The organism is Kluyvera sp. Awk 3 (genome assembly GCF_028069715.1).
Lineage (GTDB): Bacteria > Pseudomonadota > Gammaproteobacteria > Enterobacterales > Enterobacteriaceae > Kluyvera > Kluyvera georgiana_A.
Window position 1 is genome coordinate 1 of record NZ_JANEWH010000058.1, and the last position, 17657, is coordinate 17657.

Sequence of the window (17657 nt, forward strand, 5' to 3'; positions counted from 1 at the left end):
ATATACAAAACAATAAATTAACACAATGAAATATATGGAAAATATATTTAAAAAGCGCAGTTAACGAATTGCGCGTAATTTACCCACAACGTCGCCAATCAGAGACACTCTTTTTCAATAAAAATAAATCACATTAAAATCAAATAATTAAACGTCTCCATTTAGAGACACTCACCTGGGGGATATGTCGGGATTTACCGACACCTGCGAAATTTCAGTATCGCGTTGCCGCCCTACCTAAACCGCAGAATAAAAAAAGCCCCTCCGGAGAGGGGCTGGAAGGATTAGCCAAGCTGCTTACGCGCATTGCGGAAGATACGCATCCACGGGCTGTCCTCGCCCCAGTTTTCCGGGTGCCAGGAGTTCGCCACGGTACGGAACACGCGTTCCGGGTGCGGCATCATGATAGTAACGCGGCCGCTTTCGTTGGTGACCGAGGTAATGCCGTTCGGGGAGCCGTTCGGGTTCGCCGGGTAGGCTTCGGTTACCTTACCGAAGTTATCGACGAAGCGCAGCGCCACCAGACCTTTGCTTTCCAGCGCAGCGAGGTGTGCGCCGTCACGCACTTCCACATGACCTTCACCGTGGGAAACGGCAATCGGCATGCGGGAGCCTTCCATACCTGCCAGCAGCAGCGACGGGCTGCTGGTCACTTCCACCAGGCTGAAGCGCGCTTCAAAACGGTCGGAATGGTTACGCACAAAGCGCGGCCACAGATCGCTGCCCGGAATCAGCTCGCGCAGGTTTGACATCATCTGGCAGCCGTTACATACGCCCAGCGCCAGCGTCTGCGGGCGATGGAAGAAGGTGGCGAACTCATCGCGCACGCGGTTGTTGAAGAGGATGGATTTCGCCCAGCCTTCACCCGCGCCCAGTACATCGCCGTAGGAGAAACCGCCGCAGGCCACCAGCGCCTGGAAGTCCGCCAGACCGGTGCGCCCTGCCAGCAGGTCGCTCATGTGGACGTCGATAGCGTCGAAGCCCGCACGGTGGAAGGCGGCCGCCATCTCAACGTGGGAGTTCACGCCCTGCTCGCGCAGTACGGCCACTTTTGGACGCGCCCCGGTAGCGATATACGGTGCCGCAACATCCGCATCGATATCGAAGGTGAGCTTCACGTTGAGGCCAGGATCGTTATCGTTCGCTTTCGCTTCATGTTCCTGATCGGCACATTCCGGGTTATCGCGCAAACGCTGCATCTGCCAGGTGGTCTCTGCCCACCACATACGCAGCGTGGTGCGGCTTTCGCTGAACACTGGCTGACCGTTGGCGGTCAGGGTGAAGCGGTCGCCTTCAACGGCTTTACCAAGGTAATGCACGCAGTCGGCCAGACCGTTGGCCGCCAGAATCGCTTCCACCGCTTCGCGGTCAGCGGCACGGACCTGAATCACCGCCCCCAGTTCTTCGTTGAACAGCGCGGCCAGGCGATCGTCGCCCAGCGCCGCCACGTCGGCTTCCACGCCGCAGTGACCGGCAAACGCCATCTCTGCCAGGGTGACCAGCAGGCCGCCGTCGGAACGGTCGTGGTAGGCCAGCAGTTTACGCTGCGCCACCAGCGCCTGAATCGCGTCGTAGAAGCCTTTCAGCTGCGCCACGTCGCGCACATCGGCCGGCTTGTCGCCCAGTTGACGGTACACCTGCGCCAGCGCCGTTGCGCCCAGCGCGTTGTGGCCCTTGCCGAGATCAATCAGCAGCAGGGCGTTGTCTTCGGTCACCAACTGCGGCGTGATCGTGTGACGAACGTCTTCCACGCGAGCAAAGGCGGAAATCACCAGCGACAGCGGCGAAGTCATTTCGCGCTGTTCGTTGCCTTCCTGCCAGCGGGTTTTCATCGACATGGAGTCTTTACCCACCGGAATGGTGAGGCCCAGCTGCGGGCACATCTCTTCACCGATGGCTTTCACCGCTTCGTACAGACCGGCGTCTTCACCCGGGTGACCGGCGGCGGACATCCAGTTTGCCGACAGCTTAATATGTTTGATATCGCCGATCTGCGTGGCGGCGATGTTGGTCAGCGCTTCCCCTACCGCCAGACGAGCGGAGGCAGCGAAGTCCAGCAGCGCGACCGGCGCGCGTTCGCCGATAGACATCGCTTCACCATAGTAGCTGTCGAGGCTGGCGGTCGTGACCGCACAGTTGGCTACCGGGATCTGCCACGGGCCAACCATCTGGTCGCGCGCCACCATACCGGTAACGGTACGGTCGCCGATGGTCACGAGGAAGGTTTTCTCGGCGACGGTCGGCAGGTGCAGCACGCGGTTGACCGCGTCAGCCAGCGTAATCTGCTCACGCGCCAGCGCTTCGCCCTTCGCTTTCAGCGTCTGTACGTCGCGCGTCATCTTCGGCGTTTTGCCCAGCAGCACATCCAGCGGCATGTCGATCGGCTGGTTGTCAAAATGACTGTCGCTCAGGGTTAAATGCTGCTCTTCGGTTGCTTCACCAATCACCGCGTACGGTGCGCGCTCGCGCTTGCACAGTTCGTCGAACAGCGGCAACTGATCGGCGGCGACCGCCAGCACATAGCGTTCCTGGGATTCGTTACACCAGATTTCCAGCGGGCTCATGCCCGGCTCATCGCTCAGGATGTCGCGCAGCTGGAATTTACCGCCGCGCCCACCGTCGCTCACCAGCTCCGGCATGGCGTTAGACAGACCGCCCGCGCCGACGTCATGAATAAACAGAATCGGGTTGGCATCGCCCAACTGCCAGCAGCGATCGATAACTTCCTGGCAACGACGCTCCATTTCCGGGTTGTCGCGCTGTACGGAAGCAAAGTCGAGGTCAGCGTCAGACTGACCGGAGGCCATTGACGAAGCCGCCCCGCCGCCGAGGCCGATATTCATCGCCGGGCCGCCAAGGACGATCAGCTTCGCGCCAACGACGATCTCGCCTTTCTGCACGTGATCGGCGCGAATGTTGCCGATCCCGCCCGCCAGCATGATCGGCTTATGGTAGCCGCGCAGCTCTTCGCCGTTATGGCTGTTGACCTTCTCTTCGTAGGTACGGAAGTAACCGGTCAGCGCCGGACGACCAAATTCGTTGTTGAACGCCGCGCCGCCCAGCGGGCCGTCGGTCATGATATCCAGCGCGGTAACGATACGTTCCGGCTTGCCGAAATCTTCTTCCCACGGCTGTTCGAAGCCAGGAATACGCAGGTTGGAAACAGAGAAGCCCACCAGCCCGGCTTTCGGCTTCGCGCCGCGCCCGGTGGCGCCTTCATCACGAATTTCACCGCCTGAGCCGGTTGCCGCGCCCGGCCACGGAGAGATGGCCGTCGGGTGGTTGTGAGTTTCCACCTTCATCAGGATATGGGCTGGTTCCTGATGGAAATCGTAGCGACCGGTTTTGTGGTCGGCGAAGTAACGTCCAACTTCAGAGCCTTCCATCACCGCGGCGTTGTCTTTATAGGCCGACAGCACGTGATCCGGAGTGGTTTCGAAGGTGTTTTTAATCATTTTAAACAGCGACTTCGGCTGCTGTTTACCGTCGATAATCCAGTCGGCGTTAAAAATCTTGTGGCGACAGTGTTCGGAGTTGGCCTGCGCGAACATGTACAGCTCGATGTCGTTCGGGTTGCGCCCCAGTTTGCTGAACGCATCCTGCAGATAGTCGATTTCATCCTCCGCCAATGCCAGGCCGAGACGCACGTTGGCGTCAATCAGCGCCTGGCGGCCCTGACCGAGCAGATCGACGCTGGAGACCGGTGCAGGCTGATGATGCGCAAACAGTTTTTCGGCATCCTGTAAGGAAGCAAACACGCACTCCATCATGCGGTCGTGCAGCTCCGCCGCCACGGCGTTCAGCTGCGCGTCGGTCAGGCTTGCGGCTTCAACGTAGTAGGCCACCCCGCGTTCCAGACGCAGCACCTGCTGCAGGCCACAGTTGTGGGCGATGTCAGTAGCTTTGGAAGACCAGGGAGAGATAGTGCCAGGACGGGGAGTGACGAGCAGCAGTTTACCGGTAGGGGTATGGCTGTTGAGGCTTGGGCCATACTGCAACAGTCGCTCGAGTCGGGCCCGCTCGTCTTCGGTCAGCGGTGCGTCCAGGTCGGCAAAATGGACATACTCGGCGTAAATATTGCTTACCGGGAGGTTGGCTGCCTGAAACCGCGTCAGCAGTTTGTTGATACGAAATGCAGACAGTGCAGGCGAACCACGCAGAATTTCCATCATAAGTCTCTCGTCTTCTCAGCTTTCAGTGTGCGCAATGGGGGAGAACGGCGGCTATTATAGAGAATCCTGCGGCCTGACGAAACCGTTTGCGTCGAAATAAAATCATCTCTCGTCTTTACCAATAGGTGTGACACACATCGCGAATCAGTTGCCAACTGGCGTAATCTTAAGCAAAATGCCGCTCATTCTGTAACAAACCGTAATGTTATCAGGGACACACTCGGGTACTGCAGCGAATTAACCGTTTGAAAAAATTAAAGATTAATTATCTGCTGATCGGCGTTGTCACGTTGCTGCTGGCAGCGGCCCTTTGGCCCTCACTCCCCTGGTTTGGCAAACCAGAGAATCGCATCGCCGCCATTGTGGAGCGGGGGGAGCTGCGCGTCAGTACCGTCCAGTCGCCGCTGACCTACGCCACCATTAACGGCAAAGTGTATGGGCTTGATTACGAGCTGGCACAACAGTTCGCCGACTACCTCGGCGTCAAACTGAAGATAACCGTGCGTCAGAATATCAGCCAACTGTTTGACGACCTGGACCACGGCGATGCCGATTTACTGGCCGCTGGGCTGGTCTATAACACTGAACGCGTACAGAACTACCAGGCGGGGCCAACCTACTACTCCGTCTCACAACAGCTGGTCTACCGTGTGGGCAGCAACCGCCCGCGTAGCCTGAGTAATGTCACCGCAGAGCAACTCACCGTCGCGCCGGGACAGGTGGTCATCAACGATCTCCAGACGTTAAAAGAGAAGAAATACCCCGACCTCGCCTGGACGGTGGATGACAAACGCGGTTCGGTCGATCTTATGCAGGCGGTCATCGACGGTAAACTCAACTACACGATCGCGGATTCCGTCGCCATCGGACTGTTCCAGCGCGTACACCCGGAGCTGGCCGTCGCGCTCGACGTCACCGACGAACAGCCGGTGACCTGGTTTAGCCTGAAAGACGGCGACAATACGCTTTCTGCGGCGATGCTCGACTTTTTCAATAATATGAATGAAGACGGCACCCTCGCCCGCCTTGAAGAAAAGTACCTTGGGCACGGAGACGACTTTGACTACGTCGATACGCGCTCTTTCCTGCGCGCGGTCGATAACGTCCTGCCCGACCTGCAACCGCTCTTTGAAAAGTACGCCAGCGCAATAGACTGGAAGCTGCTGGCGGCCATCTCCTACCAGGAATCGCATTGGGATCCGCTGGCAACCTCGCCGACCGGGGTACGCGGCCTGATGATGCTGACCAAAAATACCGCCCAGAGCTTAGGCCTGAGCGATCGTACCGACGCCGAGCAGAGTATCAGCGGCGGCATGCGTTATCTGCAGGACATGATGGATAAGGTGCCGGACAGCGTGCCGCAGGAAGAGAAAATCTGGTTTGCGCTCGCCGCCTATAACATGGGCTACGCGCATATGCTCGACGCCCGCGCGCTGACGGCGAAGCAAAAAGGCAACCCGGACAGCTGGGCGGACGTAAAACAGCGCCTGCCTTTGCTCAGCCAGAAGCCATGGTACAGTAAGCTGACCTATGGCTACGCGCGCGGCCATGAGGCCTATACCTACGTCGAGAACATCCGTAAGTACCAGATAAGCCTGGTGGGCTATTTGCAGGAGAAAGAGAAGAAGGCGACGGAGCGGCTGGAGATCGCAGAGGCTTACCCGGTGGTGACCCTTGATGAGCTTCACCGCGACAGCAACCTTTTCGGGCTGTTCTCCTTTTTACGCCAGGACAGCCAGAGCGGCAACGACGCCTCTCTGCTCTATTTTCCGGCGAAACACTAGATTACCGTTCAAAAACGCCGACAGCGTCACGCTCGTTTCCGCGCCAGTGCCAAATCAAGCCGATGACTCGGCAAAGACGCTGTTATCTAATACCTCTATGCTCAGGCCGGATCGCTAATACGGCCAACTATCCCATGAGTTTAATGAGGTTTGTATGGAAACAAAAACGGCGTCTCCCTGGAGATTACGGCTTGGTTTTTCCGTAGCCGATATTTCCTGTAATTTAGTGTGGCAATTAATTTCATTATATTTAATGTATTTCTATACCGATATAATGAAGCTCCCAGCCTATTATATCGGCATTATGTTTTTGATCACGCGGCTGGCCGATGGGGTCACGGACGTATTAATGGGGATCCTCATTGATAATACCAGTACCCGTTGGGGCCGCTGTCGTCCGTGGCTGGCGATTGGCGCCATCCCTTTTGGCCTGTTATGCATTCTCGCCTTTTATATTCCAGACTTCGGCACTACCGGCAAACTAATATGGGCGTTTATCACCTATTTTTTATTGTCGGTGATGTTTACAGTAGTCAATATTCCGTATAACGCGATGCTCCCTTTCTTAAGCAACGATGCGCATGAACGTACCGTGCTTTCCTCCGTGAGAATAATGTTCAGTTTTATTGGTTCGACGATTGTCTCGGTCGCCACGCTGCCATTGGTCAATTGGTTGGGCAACGGTAATCAGGATCGTGGGTTTATCTATACCGCCACGCTGTTCGGCGTGCTGTCGACTTTCTTTCTGTTTGTCAGCTTTTGCAACGTGAAAGAGCGCTACGCCATTACGCCGGAAAAAATGACCCTGCGTCGCGCCTGGCAGGGGCTCAAAGAGAACACGCCGTGGAAGGTGTTCGCCATCAATATTCTCTTTATGTGGGGCGCGTTCTTTTTACAGTCCGGCGCGCTTATCTACTTCTTTAAATATTACGTGGGTAACATCGCGCTCACCTCCGTGGCGGCAGGCATCGCCTCGTTTGTACCGCTGCTGGGCACGCTGACCGTGCCGTTCCTCGCCAAACGGCTGCGTAAGATTCAGGTGTATCAGTTGGCCTGCGCCATCAACCTCGGCGGTATGGTCATTATGATGCTCTCCGGCGTCAACGTCTGGGGGCTGATGTCAGGCGCGGTGCTGCTGGCGCTGGGCTTCGGGCAACGTAATGCTATCTATTTTTCCATGCAGGCCGATCCGGTGGACTACGGCGAGTGGAAAACCGGCATCAACACGGCGGGCATTCTCACCTCGGTAAACGGTTTTATCGGCAAGGTGGCGATGGCAACAGCCGGGGCATTAAGCGGCTTTATGCTCTCGGCTACCGGTTACGTTGCAGAAGCGCAGCAGTCGGCGGCGGCGATTATGGCGATTAAAGCCTGCTATCTGTGGATCCCGGCGGGGTTAATTGTGGTCTCGATGCTGTGGATGGGGCGTTTTTATACCCTCGATAACCAGTATGAAGAGATTAAGAAGCAGCTCGCAGAACAAAAATTACTGAATGCAGAAGGTCTGGGGAATTGATGATGACAAGGCGTAATGCTCGCGCAAAATGGATCTGGCTGGCCGGAGACTTTGAGATCCGCCACGCGTTATTGCAAAACCTGCAGCGCGAAGAGCGCGGTTTCGACTGGCCCGCCTACTGGCACGTAGAGGACTGCTGCAAAAGCGTCGTCTTTACCCGCCGCTACTGTTTTAGCGAACCGCAGACCTTCACCGTACAGGTAGAAGGTTCCGGCTACGCGCTGATTGACGGCAAAAAACAGCCGCTCAACGGCCCTCTCACCTGCCCGGTGGGCGAGCAAACGCTCACCTTCTACGTCGCCAATGCCAGCGGGCTTCCCGCGTTGCGCGTCGAAGGCGAGCAGGTCTTCAGCGATGAAAGCTGGTTGGCCAGTGACTATATCGACACCGCCCCGGTGGGCTGTGATGCGCTCTATACCTCGGCGCAGACCTCTCCTAACGCCGTTAACTTTGAGCGTGAACCACGGCTGCCGGTAAGCGAACGCGCGATGAATGGCGGCGTGCTTTTCGATTTCGTGCGCGTGGTTAATGGGGAGCTCGCGGTCAGCTTCAACAGCGATAAGCAACCGCCGGTGACGCTGTGCTATGGCGAATCCCAGGCGGAAGCGCTGGACACCCAATATTGCTACTACTCACAGACCAACGTCACGCCGGATTCCGCCATCCGTAAACGCGCCTTCCGCTACGTTTTTATTCCCGATGTCGCGCCTGGCGCAGTCAGCCTGGCGGCGGTGCATGAATTTATCGCCAAACCGCGTTGCGCCAGCTTCCACAGCAACGATCCGCTGATCAACCAGATCTGGCAGGTTTCGCGCGAGACGTTCGCCCTGTGCAGCGATCTGTTTTTCATCGACGGCGTGAAACGCGACCGCTGGATCTGGTCAGGCGATGCCTGGCAGTGCACGCTGATCAACCCGTATCTGTTTTTCGATGAAGATATCAACCGGCGTACCCTGCTCGCCCTTCGCGGCCGCGACCCGATGCGCCAGCATATCAATACCATCGTCGACTACTCGCTGCTGTGGGTGATCAATATTGAGAAACACTACCTGATGAGCAACGACGCGGCGTTTGTCCGTCAGGTATACGGCAAAATGGTCAGCCTGATGGAATGGCTGATGCCCGATATCGACGAAAGCGGTTTTATTCGCGGTAAAGAAGGCGACTGGATTTTTATCGACTGGGCCGAGATCGATAAAACCGGCGCGGTGTGCGCCGAACAGATGCTGCTGCTGAAGGCCTGGCGTTCGCTGGCGCTGTGCGCGGAGATCGTCGGCGCGGATCCTGCCGAGTGGCAGCGGCGGGCCGATAAACTGGCAGAAAGCATCGACCTCTTCTTCTGGGACGAAGCGCAAGGCGCCTATATCGATAGCTATGAGAGCGGCAAACGTCACGTGACTCGTCATGCCAACATCTTCTCGCTGATGTTTGATACCGTAACCCCCGAGCGGCGACAGACCATCGTCGAGCGAGTACTGATGAACGAGGCCATTGCCCCCATCGTCACCCCCTACTTCACCTTTTTCGAGCTGGATACGCTGTGCCAGTGCGGCCGACAGGATGTGGTCTGGCAACGGATGCGCGATTACTGGGGCGGTATGCTGGCGCTGGGCGCCACGACCTTCTGGGAAGAGTACAACCCGGATATTAAAGGCGACGAACACTACGCGATGTACGGCGACAAGTTTGGCAAGAGCCTGTGCCACGCCTGGGGAGCGAGCCCGCTCTACCTGCTGGGGCGCTACTTTGTCGGTCTGCATCCGCTAACGCCGGGCTATGAAACCTTCGCCATTGAACCGTGGCTTGCACCTTTTAGCGTGCTGGACTGCACATTGCCGATTAAAGAGGGTGAAGTCACGCTCACCTTACGCGACAATCAGCTGACGGTTCGCGCCTCCCGCGGCGGCGGCGTGCTGCGGCTGAGCGGCGAAAGCTGGCCGCTTAGCGCCGGGCAAGCGTTAACGCTGCCTGTTAACTAACGATGTCAGGAGAGGAAGAATGAAGATTATGCTCGCCCAGGACTACTTCCTCTCCGATACCCACGCGTTTTCGCTGTTCAGCTCGCGCGATCAGGAGATGGCGGATATTCACGGCCATGATTTTCACGAAATCATCATCGTGAAAGAGGGTTGCGGGTTTCACATCATCAACGATCGCGTCAATCTGGTGTTTAAGGGCGATTTTTTCTTCGTCTCCGCCAACGACATTCACTATTACGAATCCACCCGCCATCTGTCGCTGATTAATATCCTGCTGCGCCGCGACGGCGAGTTTCAGTTCGTAAAATCGCTGCTGCCGCTGCTGATGCAGCTTCAGACGCAGACCCGCGAGCGGCCGGCCTCATTAAACGAAGCGACGCTGGCGCGTGTGGTCCAGCTGGCGGGGGAGATTCACAGCAAAACGGATGATGATTATGACAGCACTTATTTCGTCACCACCGAAGCCATACTTTTGACGATCGTGGGCATGCTGATGGAGAACAGCGTCAGATTACCGCGAGGCGGTCGTTATGATGATAAAAAACGACGGCTGTTGCGCAGCATTCGGGACAATTTGCAGCAGGCCGTCATCTGGGAGCATCTGGCGGAAGAGTGCGCCATTCCCAAACGCACGTTGTACCGGTTTATCAAGGAGTTTACTGGCTTTACGCCGGATCAGTTCGTCCAGCGCTACCGCCTGTTGAAAGCGCAGGAACTGCTGCGCACCACCGAACGCTCGGTAGCCAGTATTGCCCGCGCCTGCGGATTTAGCTCATTGCCCCGTTTAACCGAGGCCTACAGTCGTTTTTTTCAGCATTCGCCGAGTGCGGAAAGAGAAAAACGAACGGTGGCGTAGACTCGCCCGTTAAACGCTATTTTTCAGCGACTGCTTCAGCGCCTTCTGCTGCTGGCGACGATGGCGGAAGAAGTCGCTCAGCATGGCCGAACACTCATCCGCCAGCACCCCTTCGGTGATTTCCACGCGATGGTTCATCCCAGGATGATGCAGGACGTCAATCAGCGAACCGGCCGCGCCGGTTTTAGCATCACGCGCGCCAAACACCAGCTGGCCAATACGCCCATGTACCATCGCTCCTGCGCACATCACGCACGGTTCTAGGGTGACGTAGAGGGTCGTGTCGATCAGCCGATAGTTCTGCAGCACCACCCCGCCCTGGCGTAGCGCCATAATTTCCGCGTGTGCAGTGGGATCGTGGCGGCCAATCGGCCGGTTCCAGCCTTCGCCAATTACCTGATTGTTGTGTACCAGCACCGCGCCAACCGGCACCTCACCCTCTTCCCAGGCACGACGAGCCAGCACCAGCGCGTGGCGCATCCAGTATTCGTGATTTTGTTCAATGTCGGACAACGTCGGGACTCCAGGTTTTCAAACGCGGCGCATTATACACAATATCCAGCAAAGCGCAGCGCCCGCTATTCCAGCTGTTCCAGCTCGCCGTGCGGCGTTACGCGCCAGCGATGCTCACAGAAAAAGAGTAGTGGATTATCTTGCTTGCTGTCGCTGTAACCGCTGTACAGGCGCAGCGGCGCGCCAAGGCGCTGTTCCAGTTGCACCACCTTTTCATGGCCAAGGCAGCGCACCGACAGTACCCGGCCACCCAGCGCACGTTGCATCTGGCTGCCGATAAGGTTCACGCGCGACATCCAGGGCGCATCGGCATAGACGCGCTCTACCAACGTTTGCGGCGAGCCGGTGATCAGCCAGACGTCGGCATCATGGTGCTGAAGATAGTTGTCTAAACGCGCCTGCACCACCGGAAAGGGCGTCACCGTAGCGCGAAACCAGATAATAAAGCTCGCCTCCAGCGCCTTGAGCGTGGCTTCACGTCGCCCAAAAGTGCAACCCCACAGCAATACGCTCATCGGCCAGCGGGCCGCACGACCTTTAATGAGCATCGTCAGGCCAATGGCGGGAAGCAGCGGCAGCACTAATAGCGCGTTAAGCGGCATACGACGCAATAAATAGCGGATAAACGCCCCGAACAGATCCTGCTGATGTAGCGTACCGTCAAGGTCGAAAAACACCACGCGGCGAGAGTGGCTAGTCAAAAGAGCCTCCTGTATTCCTTAGCGGGCCAGCCCACAGACTAGCAGATTGCCGACCGTCTTTCGCCAAACGGCGAGTTAACGGACCTGATGCGCGAAAAGAGTTGCGTTTTTACCGGCGCATGGAATATTTAATTCGGTATATTCCGGTATAATAGAATACATAATTCTTGCAGATGATCAGAACAGTGTTCTGGCGCGAGATGGCGATCTTGCCCATGAGGTTCTTATGAATTGTCTAATCAGTATCCGCCAGCGTTATCCTCAGCTGGCGCAAAGCGATCGTAAGCTGGCGGATTTTATTCTGGCGCAGCCGGATCAGGCGCGTCATTTAAGTTCACAACAGCTAGCCAGCCAGGCAGGTGTTAGCCAGTCCAGCGTGGTGAAATTCGCCCAGAAGCTCGGCTTCAAGGGTTTTCCGGCGCTGAAGCTGGCGCTCAGCGAGGCGCTGGCGAGTAACGTCAACCCGCACTCGGTGCCGGTGCATAATCAGATTTGCGGCGACGATCCGCTACGGCTGGTCGGCGAGAAGCTGATTAAAGATAACGTCGCGGCAATGCATGCTTCACTGGACGTCAACAGTGAAGACAAACTGCTGGAGACCATCAACCTGCTACGCGGCGCGCGGCGCATCATCCTCACCGGCATCGGCGCTTCCGGGCTGGTGGCGCGCAATTTTAGCTGGAAGCTGATGAAAATTGGCTTCAACGCCGTGGCGGAGCTTGATATGCACGCCCTGCTCGCCACCGTTCAGGCAATGGCGCAGGACGATCTGCTGTTGGCAATCTCTTATTCCGGCGCGCGTCGCGAGATCAATCTCGCCGCCGACGAAACGTTACGGGTAGGCGGCAAAGTGCTCGCCATTACCGGCTTTTCGCCCAACGCGCTACAGCAGCGCGCGACCCACTGCCTGTATACCATTGCCGAAGAGCAGGCAACGCGCAGCGCCGCGATTTCCTCCACCAGCGCGCAGATGATGCTCACCGATCTACTGTTTATGGGCCTGGTGCAGCAGGATCTGGAAAAGGCGCCGGAGCGTATTCGCCATAGCGAGGCGCTGGTGAAAAAGCTGGTTTGATCTACGGTGCGATGACCACAGAAAAGGTATGGCCTGCGCGGAAAATGCGCGTATAATGCGCGCCCTGTTTATCGAGTTACTGAGAATTTACTGATGGCGCTGTTAATCACCAAAAAATGTATCAACTGCGATATGTGCGAACCGGAATGCCCTAACCAGGCCATTTCGATGGGTGATAGCATCTATGAGATCGACCACGATCGCTGCACCGAGTGCATCGGCCATTACGAAACGCCGACCTGCCAGAAAGTGTGCCCGATCCCGAATACCATTCTCAAGGACCCGGCACATTTAGAAAGTGAAGAGCAGCTGTGGGATAAATTTGTCCAGATGCATCACGCGGACAAAATCTAGCTTTCGACAATCACCGTCGCGCAAGCGTAGTGGCGCTCATCAGCGAGCGTCACGTGCAGATGGGCCACGCCCATACGCTCGGCGAGTAACTTCGCTTCTCCCCATAAACGCAGCTTCGGCTTGCCCAGTTCATCGTTAAAAACTTCAAACTGATTAAACGCCAGGCCGTTACGAATGCCGGTGCCCAGCGCCTTCGACGCCGCTTCTTTCACCGCAAAACGCTTCGCCAGAAAACGCACCGGCTGCTGGTGCGTTTCCCAGATGGCCCACTCATTATCGCTAAGTACCCGACGCGCAAGGCGGTCGCCGCTACGGGCAATCACCGCTTCAATACGGGCGATTTCGACAATGTCTGTTCCAAGCCCCAGAATCGCCATTACGCGCGCGCTTCCAGCATCAGGCGCTTCATTTCCGCCACCGCGTCTTTCAGGCCGCTCATCACCGCCCGGCCAATAATGGCATGGCCGATATTCAGCTCGTGCATTTCCGGCAGCGCGGCAATCGCTTTCACGTTGTGGTAAGTGAGACCGTGGCCCGCGTTAACCTTCAGGCCCAGGCTTGCGGCGTAGGTCGCGGCTTTCGCGATACGCTCAAGCTCTTTGGCTTGCTCCGCATCAGTGACGGCATCGGCGTAGCAGCCGGTGTGGATTTCGATATACGGCGCGCCCACATCAGCGGCGGCTTTAATCTGCGCATCATCGGCGTCAATAAACAACGACACCAGGATGCCCGCGTCGGCAAGGCGTTTGCAGGCATCACGCATTTTGTCGAACTGACCCGCCACGTCCAGACCGCCTTCGGTGGTCACTTCCTGACGTTTTTCCGGCACCAGGCAGCAGAAATGCGGTTTGGTTTCACAGGCGATGGCCAGCATCTCTTCGGTCACGGCCATCTCCAGGTTCATGCGGGTGTCCAGCGTCTGACGCAAAATACGCACATCGCGGTCGGTGATATGGCGACGATCTTCACGTAAATGCACGGTGATACCATCCGCACCGGCCTGCTCGGCGATAAACGCGGCCTGTACCGGGTCCGGGTAAGCGGTGCCGCGTGCGTTACGCAGGGTGGCAATGTGGTCAATATTGACGCCTAACAGTAATTCAGCCATGACAATCCTCGTGTTTTTATTTTTAACTTCGTTTCCCCTCATCCCGGCCCTCTCCCTAAAGGGGCGAGGGGAAAAGCGGGATGGGTGCAATCAGGGTTACCGCTTCGGCATAAACTGTCGAAACAATTCGCGGCTCTTTAACGGTTTCCCGCCAAGATACGGCTTTAACGCCATGCGGGTAAAGCGTTTCGCTGCGCGCAGCGTATCAATATCAGGAAACTCACGGTTAGCCAGCGCTTTCAGCTGATGGCCGGTAAAGGTGTTGTTATCGATAACAACGCTGGCAATAAATCCTTTCTCTTCCCGGTAGCGGTAGGTCATGGTGTCGTCAACCTCATCGCCGCTGCCGGCGCAGTGCAGGAAGTCGACGCCATAGCCGAGGTGCCCTAGCAACGCCAGCTCAAAGCGGCGCAGCGCCGGTTCAGGCGAGCCCGTTGCGCCAGCCAACGCCTGGATACAGTGCAGATAGTCGAAAAAGAGTTCAGAAAAGCGGGTTTCGTGCTCGAGCACGCGCGACACCAGTTCGTTGATGTACAGACCGCTATACAGCGTAATGCCGCTCAGAGGAAGCGCCAGCGAAACCGCTTCAGCGCTACGCAGCGTTTTCACTTCGCCACGGCCGCCAAAACGGACTAACAGGGGGGTAAAGGGCTGAAGCGCGCCTTTAAGGTTGGAACGTTTGGAACGTGCGCCTTTCGCCACAAGGCGCACGCGACCCGATTCTTCCGTGAAGACGTCCAGCATCAGGCTGGTCTCGCTCCAGGGGCGACTATGCAGAACAAATGCGCGCTGCCAGCCCTCCATCGGGGTTATTCTCAGAGATCGTCGACGTAACCGAGGCTGCGCAGCGCGCGCTCGTCATCCGCCCAGCCTGATTTCACTTTCACCCACAGTTCCAGGTGAACAGGCGCTTCGAACATCTCCTGCATATCTTTACGGGCTTCAATACCGATGGTTTTGATCTTGGCGCCTTTGTTGCCAATCACCATCTTCTTCTGCCCTTCACGCTCAACCAGGATCAGGCCATTGATGTCGTAGCCGCCGCGTTCGTTAGAAACGAAGCGCTCGATTTCAACGGTCACCGAATATGGCAGTTCAGCCCCCAGGAAACGCATCAGCTTTTCACGGATGATTTCCGAGGCCATAAAGCGCTGTGAACGGTCGGTGATGTAGTCTTCCGGGAAGTGGTGTGTCGCTTCCGGCAGGTGCTTACGCACGATACCGGCAACGGTGTCCACGTTCAGCCCGCTCTCCGCAGAGATAGGCACGATATCGAGGAAGTTCATCTGGCTACCGAGGAACTGCAGGTGCGGCAGCAGATCCGCTTTTTCCTGCACGTTATCGACCTTGTTCACCGCCAGAATCACCGGCGCTTTACCTTCGCGCAGTTTGTTCAGCACCATTTCGTCGTCCGGCGTCCAGCGGGTGCCTTCGACCACGAAAATCACCAACTCAACGTCACCGATAGAGCTGCTGGCTGCCTTGTTCATCAGGCGGTTGATGGCACGCTTCTCTTCCATATGCAGGCCCGGAGTATCGACGTAGATCGCCTGATACTCACCTTCAGTATGGATGCCCACGATGCGGTGGCGCGTGGTCTGCGCTTTACGGGAGGTAATCGAGATCTTCTGCCCGAGCAGCTTGTTCAATAACGTGGATTTGCCGACGTTCGGACGACCGACGATGGCAATAAATCCGCAATAGGTTTTTTCTTCGCTCATTCCAGCTCCAGCTTTTTCAGCGCCTGTTCGGCGGCAGCCTGTTCCGCCTTGCGACGGCTGGAACCTGTGCCGACCACCGGTTCACTCAGGCCGCTAACCTGGCAGTGGATAGTAAATTCCTGATCGTGTGCTTCCCCACGCACCTGAACCACCAGATAAGACGGCAGCGGCAGATGGCGGCCTTGCAGATACTCCTGCAAGCGTGTTTTTGGATCTTTTTGCTTATCGCCCGGGCTGATTTCGTCCAGACGCGTCTGGTACCAGGAGAGGATCAGCTTCTCGACGGTTTGAATATCGCTGTCGAGGAACACCCCGCCGATTAATGCTTCAACCGTATCCGCCAGGATAGATTCCCGACGGAAGCCGCCGCTTTTCAGCTCGCCCGGCCCCAGGCGCAAGCATTCGCCCAGTTCGAACTCACGCGCGATCTCGGCCAGCGTGTTACCACGCACCAGCGTCGCACGCATGCGGCTCATATCGCCTTCATCCACGCGCGGAAAACGATGATAGAGCGCGTTGGCAATCACGTAGCTTAAAATGGAATCGCCCAGGAACTCTAAGCGTTCGTTATGTTTGCTGCTGGCACTGCGGTGCGTTAACGCCTGTTGCAACAGCTCCTGATGAAGAAAAGTGTAGCCCAGCTTCCGTTGAAGCCGATTAATTACGATGGGGTTCATGCGATACCAAATAAATAAATGCGTCCACAATGCAGCACACGAAACAGACCTGAGGGAAACCAACGCGGTTTCGTGTGCCGTGTCTCCCATAAGAGACATCCGAAACTTCGGGGGGATATTCTATACGCAACGACAAGGGATGTCGTTAGTTTGAATAGATTAAAACTAAATAATTCACGCGGCGCACGCCTGGCCGCCGCGTGAAGTCAAACAGAGGATTAATGAATCCCACCGATGCGGCTTAAACGCACGCCGGTAGGCCATTGGCCCTCTTGTTTTTCAAAGCTCATCCAGATAGCGGTTGCCTTACCGACCAGGTTCGCTTCCGGCACAAAGCCCCAGTAACGGCTGTCCGCGCTGTTATCGCGGTTATCACCCATCATGAAGTACTGCCCCGGTGGGACGATCCAGGTTGCCAGCGGCAGACCGGACTGGTGGTAGTACATCCCCACCTGATCCTGAGCAATCGGCACGGTCAGAATACGGTGGTTCACATCGCCCAGCGTTTCCTGACGTTGATCCAGCCGTACGCCGTCTGCTTTGCGCTCGCCCTGCGGCATTTCAAAGAAGCCGCTGGTCGCCTCGCCGCCGTTGCTGCGGGAGAAGGTCTGAACGAAATCACTCGGCTCAACGTTGGAGTAAGTGACCGGCAGCGCGCTACCGCACGCCTGGCCGGAGCTGCATCCCGGTTGAATCGTCACTTGTTTCGCAATCGGATCGTAAGTGACCTTATCGCCCGGCAGACCGACGGTACGTTTGATGTAGTCCAGACGCGGATCTTCCGGGTATTTGAACACCACGATATCGCCGCGTTTCGGATGGCCTGTTTCAATAATCGTCTTCTGGTAGATCGGGTCTTTAATCCCGTAGGCGAATTTCTCCACCAGGATAAAGTCGCCAATCAGCAGCGTTGGCATCATCGAACCGGAGGGGATCTGGAACGGCTCATAAATAAATGAACGCACGATCAGCACGATCGCCAGCACCGGAAAGACCGACGCGCCGGTTTCCAGCCAGCCCGGTTTCGGGCCGACTTTTTTCAGCGTCTTTTTATCCAGCGCTTCGCCGGTGGCAACCTGCGCCGCCGCCTGGCGTTCCCGCCGTTTGGGCGCGAAGATAAACTTATCAACGCACCACAAAATGCCCGTGACCAGTGTGGCAATCACCAGAATCAGGGCAAACATGTTCGCCATGCCAACTC

At 56.9% G+C, this 17657-nt stretch carries 15 protein-coding genes; 6 read left to right on the forward strand and 9 right to left on the reverse strand.

What is annotated here, in order from left to right:
* Positions 1–284: 284 nt before the first annotated feature.
* Positions 285–4172: a phosphoribosylformylglycinamidine synthase gene (purL, locus tag NNN71_RS13375; RefSeq protein ID WP_271458662.1), complete on the reverse strand. Its 3888-nt coding sequence runs from the start codon at positions 4170–4172 to the stop codon at positions 285–287.
* Between the two features lie 245 nt (positions 4173–4417).
* On the opposite strand from purL, the gene mltF reads away from it, so the two are divergent.
* The 4 genes from mltF (at position 4418) to NNN71_RS13395 (ending at position 10307) form a co-directional block, all read left to right on the forward strand.
* Positions 4418–5956, forward strand: coding sequence for a membrane-bound lytic murein transglycosylase MltF (mltF, locus tag NNN71_RS13380; protein WP_163448307.1), 1539 nt, complete (start codon positions 4418–4420; stop codon positions 5954–5956).
* Between the two features lie 154 nt (positions 5957–6110).
* Positions 6111–7472, forward strand: a complete 1362-nt coding sequence (locus NNN71_RS13385; RefSeq protein WP_271458663.1) for an MFS transporter — start codon at positions 6111–6113, stop codon at positions 7470–7472.
* On the forward strand, positions 7472–9451 hold the full coding sequence (locus NNN71_RS13390) for an alpha-L-rhamnosidase-related protein (protein ID WP_271458664.1): 1980 nt from the start codon (positions 7472–7474) through the stop codon (positions 9449–9451). The genes NNN71_RS13385 and NNN71_RS13390 overlap by 1 nt, the downstream gene beginning before the upstream one ends.
* A gap of 19 nt (positions 9452–9470) precedes the next feature.
* On the forward strand, positions 9471–10307 hold the full coding sequence (locus tag NNN71_RS13395; protein ID WP_271458665.1) for a helix-turn-helix domain-containing protein: 837 nt from the start codon (positions 9471–9473) through the stop codon (positions 10305–10307).
* A 9-nt stretch (positions 10308–10316) separates the two neighbouring features.
* Here the strand turns inward: NNN71_RS13395 and tadA are convergent, their stop codons facing one another.
* The gene (gene tadA / locus NNN71_RS13400) at positions 10317–10820 is read right to left on the reverse strand and encodes a tRNA adenosine(34) deaminase TadA (protein WP_163448310.1); all 504 of its coding nucleotides are present in this window, start codon (positions 10818–10820) and stop codon (positions 10317–10319) included.
* A 65-nt stretch (positions 10821–10885) separates the two neighbouring features.
* Positions 10886–11521 carry a phosphatidylglycerophosphatase C gene (gene yfhb, locus NNN71_RS13405; RefSeq protein ID WP_163448311.1) on the reverse strand — a complete coding sequence of 212 codons (636 nt, stop codon included), beginning with the start codon at positions 11519–11521 and terminating at the stop codon, positions 10886–10888.
* A 226-nt stretch (positions 11522–11747) separates the two neighbouring features.
* On the opposite strand from yfhb, the gene NNN71_RS13410 reads away from it, so the two are divergent.
* Both NNN71_RS13410 and NNN71_RS13415 read left to right on the forward strand, forming a co-directional pair.
* Complete coding sequence (locus NNN71_RS13410) at positions 11748–12596, forward strand: MurR/RpiR family transcriptional regulator (protein WP_064543458.1); 849 nt, start codon at positions 11748–11750, stop codon at positions 12594–12596.
* Between the two features lie 93 nt (positions 12597–12689).
* Positions 12690–12950, forward strand: coding sequence for a YfhL family 4Fe-4S dicluster ferredoxin (locus NNN71_RS13415; protein WP_163448312.1), 261 nt, complete (start codon positions 12690–12692; stop codon positions 12948–12950).
* On the opposite strand, the gene acpS is transcribed toward NNN71_RS13415, so the two are convergent.
* The 6 genes from acpS to lepB all read right to left on the reverse strand — a co-directional run bounded on the left by acpS (position 12947) and on the right by lepB (position 17649).
* Positions 12947–13327 carry a holo-ACP synthase gene (gene acpS / locus NNN71_RS13420; RefSeq protein WP_163448313.1) on the reverse strand — a complete coding sequence of 127 codons (381 nt, stop codon included), beginning with the start codon at positions 13325–13327 and terminating at the stop codon, positions 12947–12949. The genes NNN71_RS13415 and acpS overlap by 4 nt on opposite strands.
* Entirely contained in the window at positions 13327–14058 is a 732-nt protein-coding gene (gene pdxJ / locus NNN71_RS13425; RefSeq protein ID WP_163448314.1) for a pyridoxine 5'-phosphate synthase, read from the reverse strand. The genes acpS and pdxJ overlap by 1 nt, the downstream gene beginning before the upstream one ends.
* Positions 14059–14154: 96 nt before the next feature.
* Complete coding sequence (gene recO / locus NNN71_RS13430; protein ID WP_064543449.1) at positions 14155–14862, reverse strand: DNA repair protein RecO; 708 nt, start codon at positions 14860–14862, stop codon at positions 14155–14157.
* A gap of 11 nt (positions 14863–14873) precedes the next feature.
* The gene (era, locus tag NNN71_RS13435; protein ID WP_064543447.1) at positions 14874–15779 is read right to left on the reverse strand and encodes a GTPase Era; all 906 of its coding nucleotides are present in this window, start codon (positions 15777–15779) and stop codon (positions 14874–14876) included.
* On the reverse strand, positions 15776–16456 hold the full coding sequence (rnc, locus tag NNN71_RS13440; protein ID WP_064543445.1) for a ribonuclease III: 681 nt from the start codon (positions 16454–16456) through the stop codon (positions 15776–15778). The genes era and rnc overlap by 4 nt, the downstream gene beginning before the upstream one ends.
* Before the next feature lie 218 nt (positions 16457–16674).
* Positions 16675–17649: a signal peptidase I gene (gene lepB / locus NNN71_RS13445; RefSeq protein ID WP_163448315.1), complete on the reverse strand. Its 975-nt coding sequence runs from the start codon at positions 17647–17649 to the stop codon at positions 16675–16677.
* Between the last annotated feature and the right edge of the window lie 8 nt (positions 17650–17657).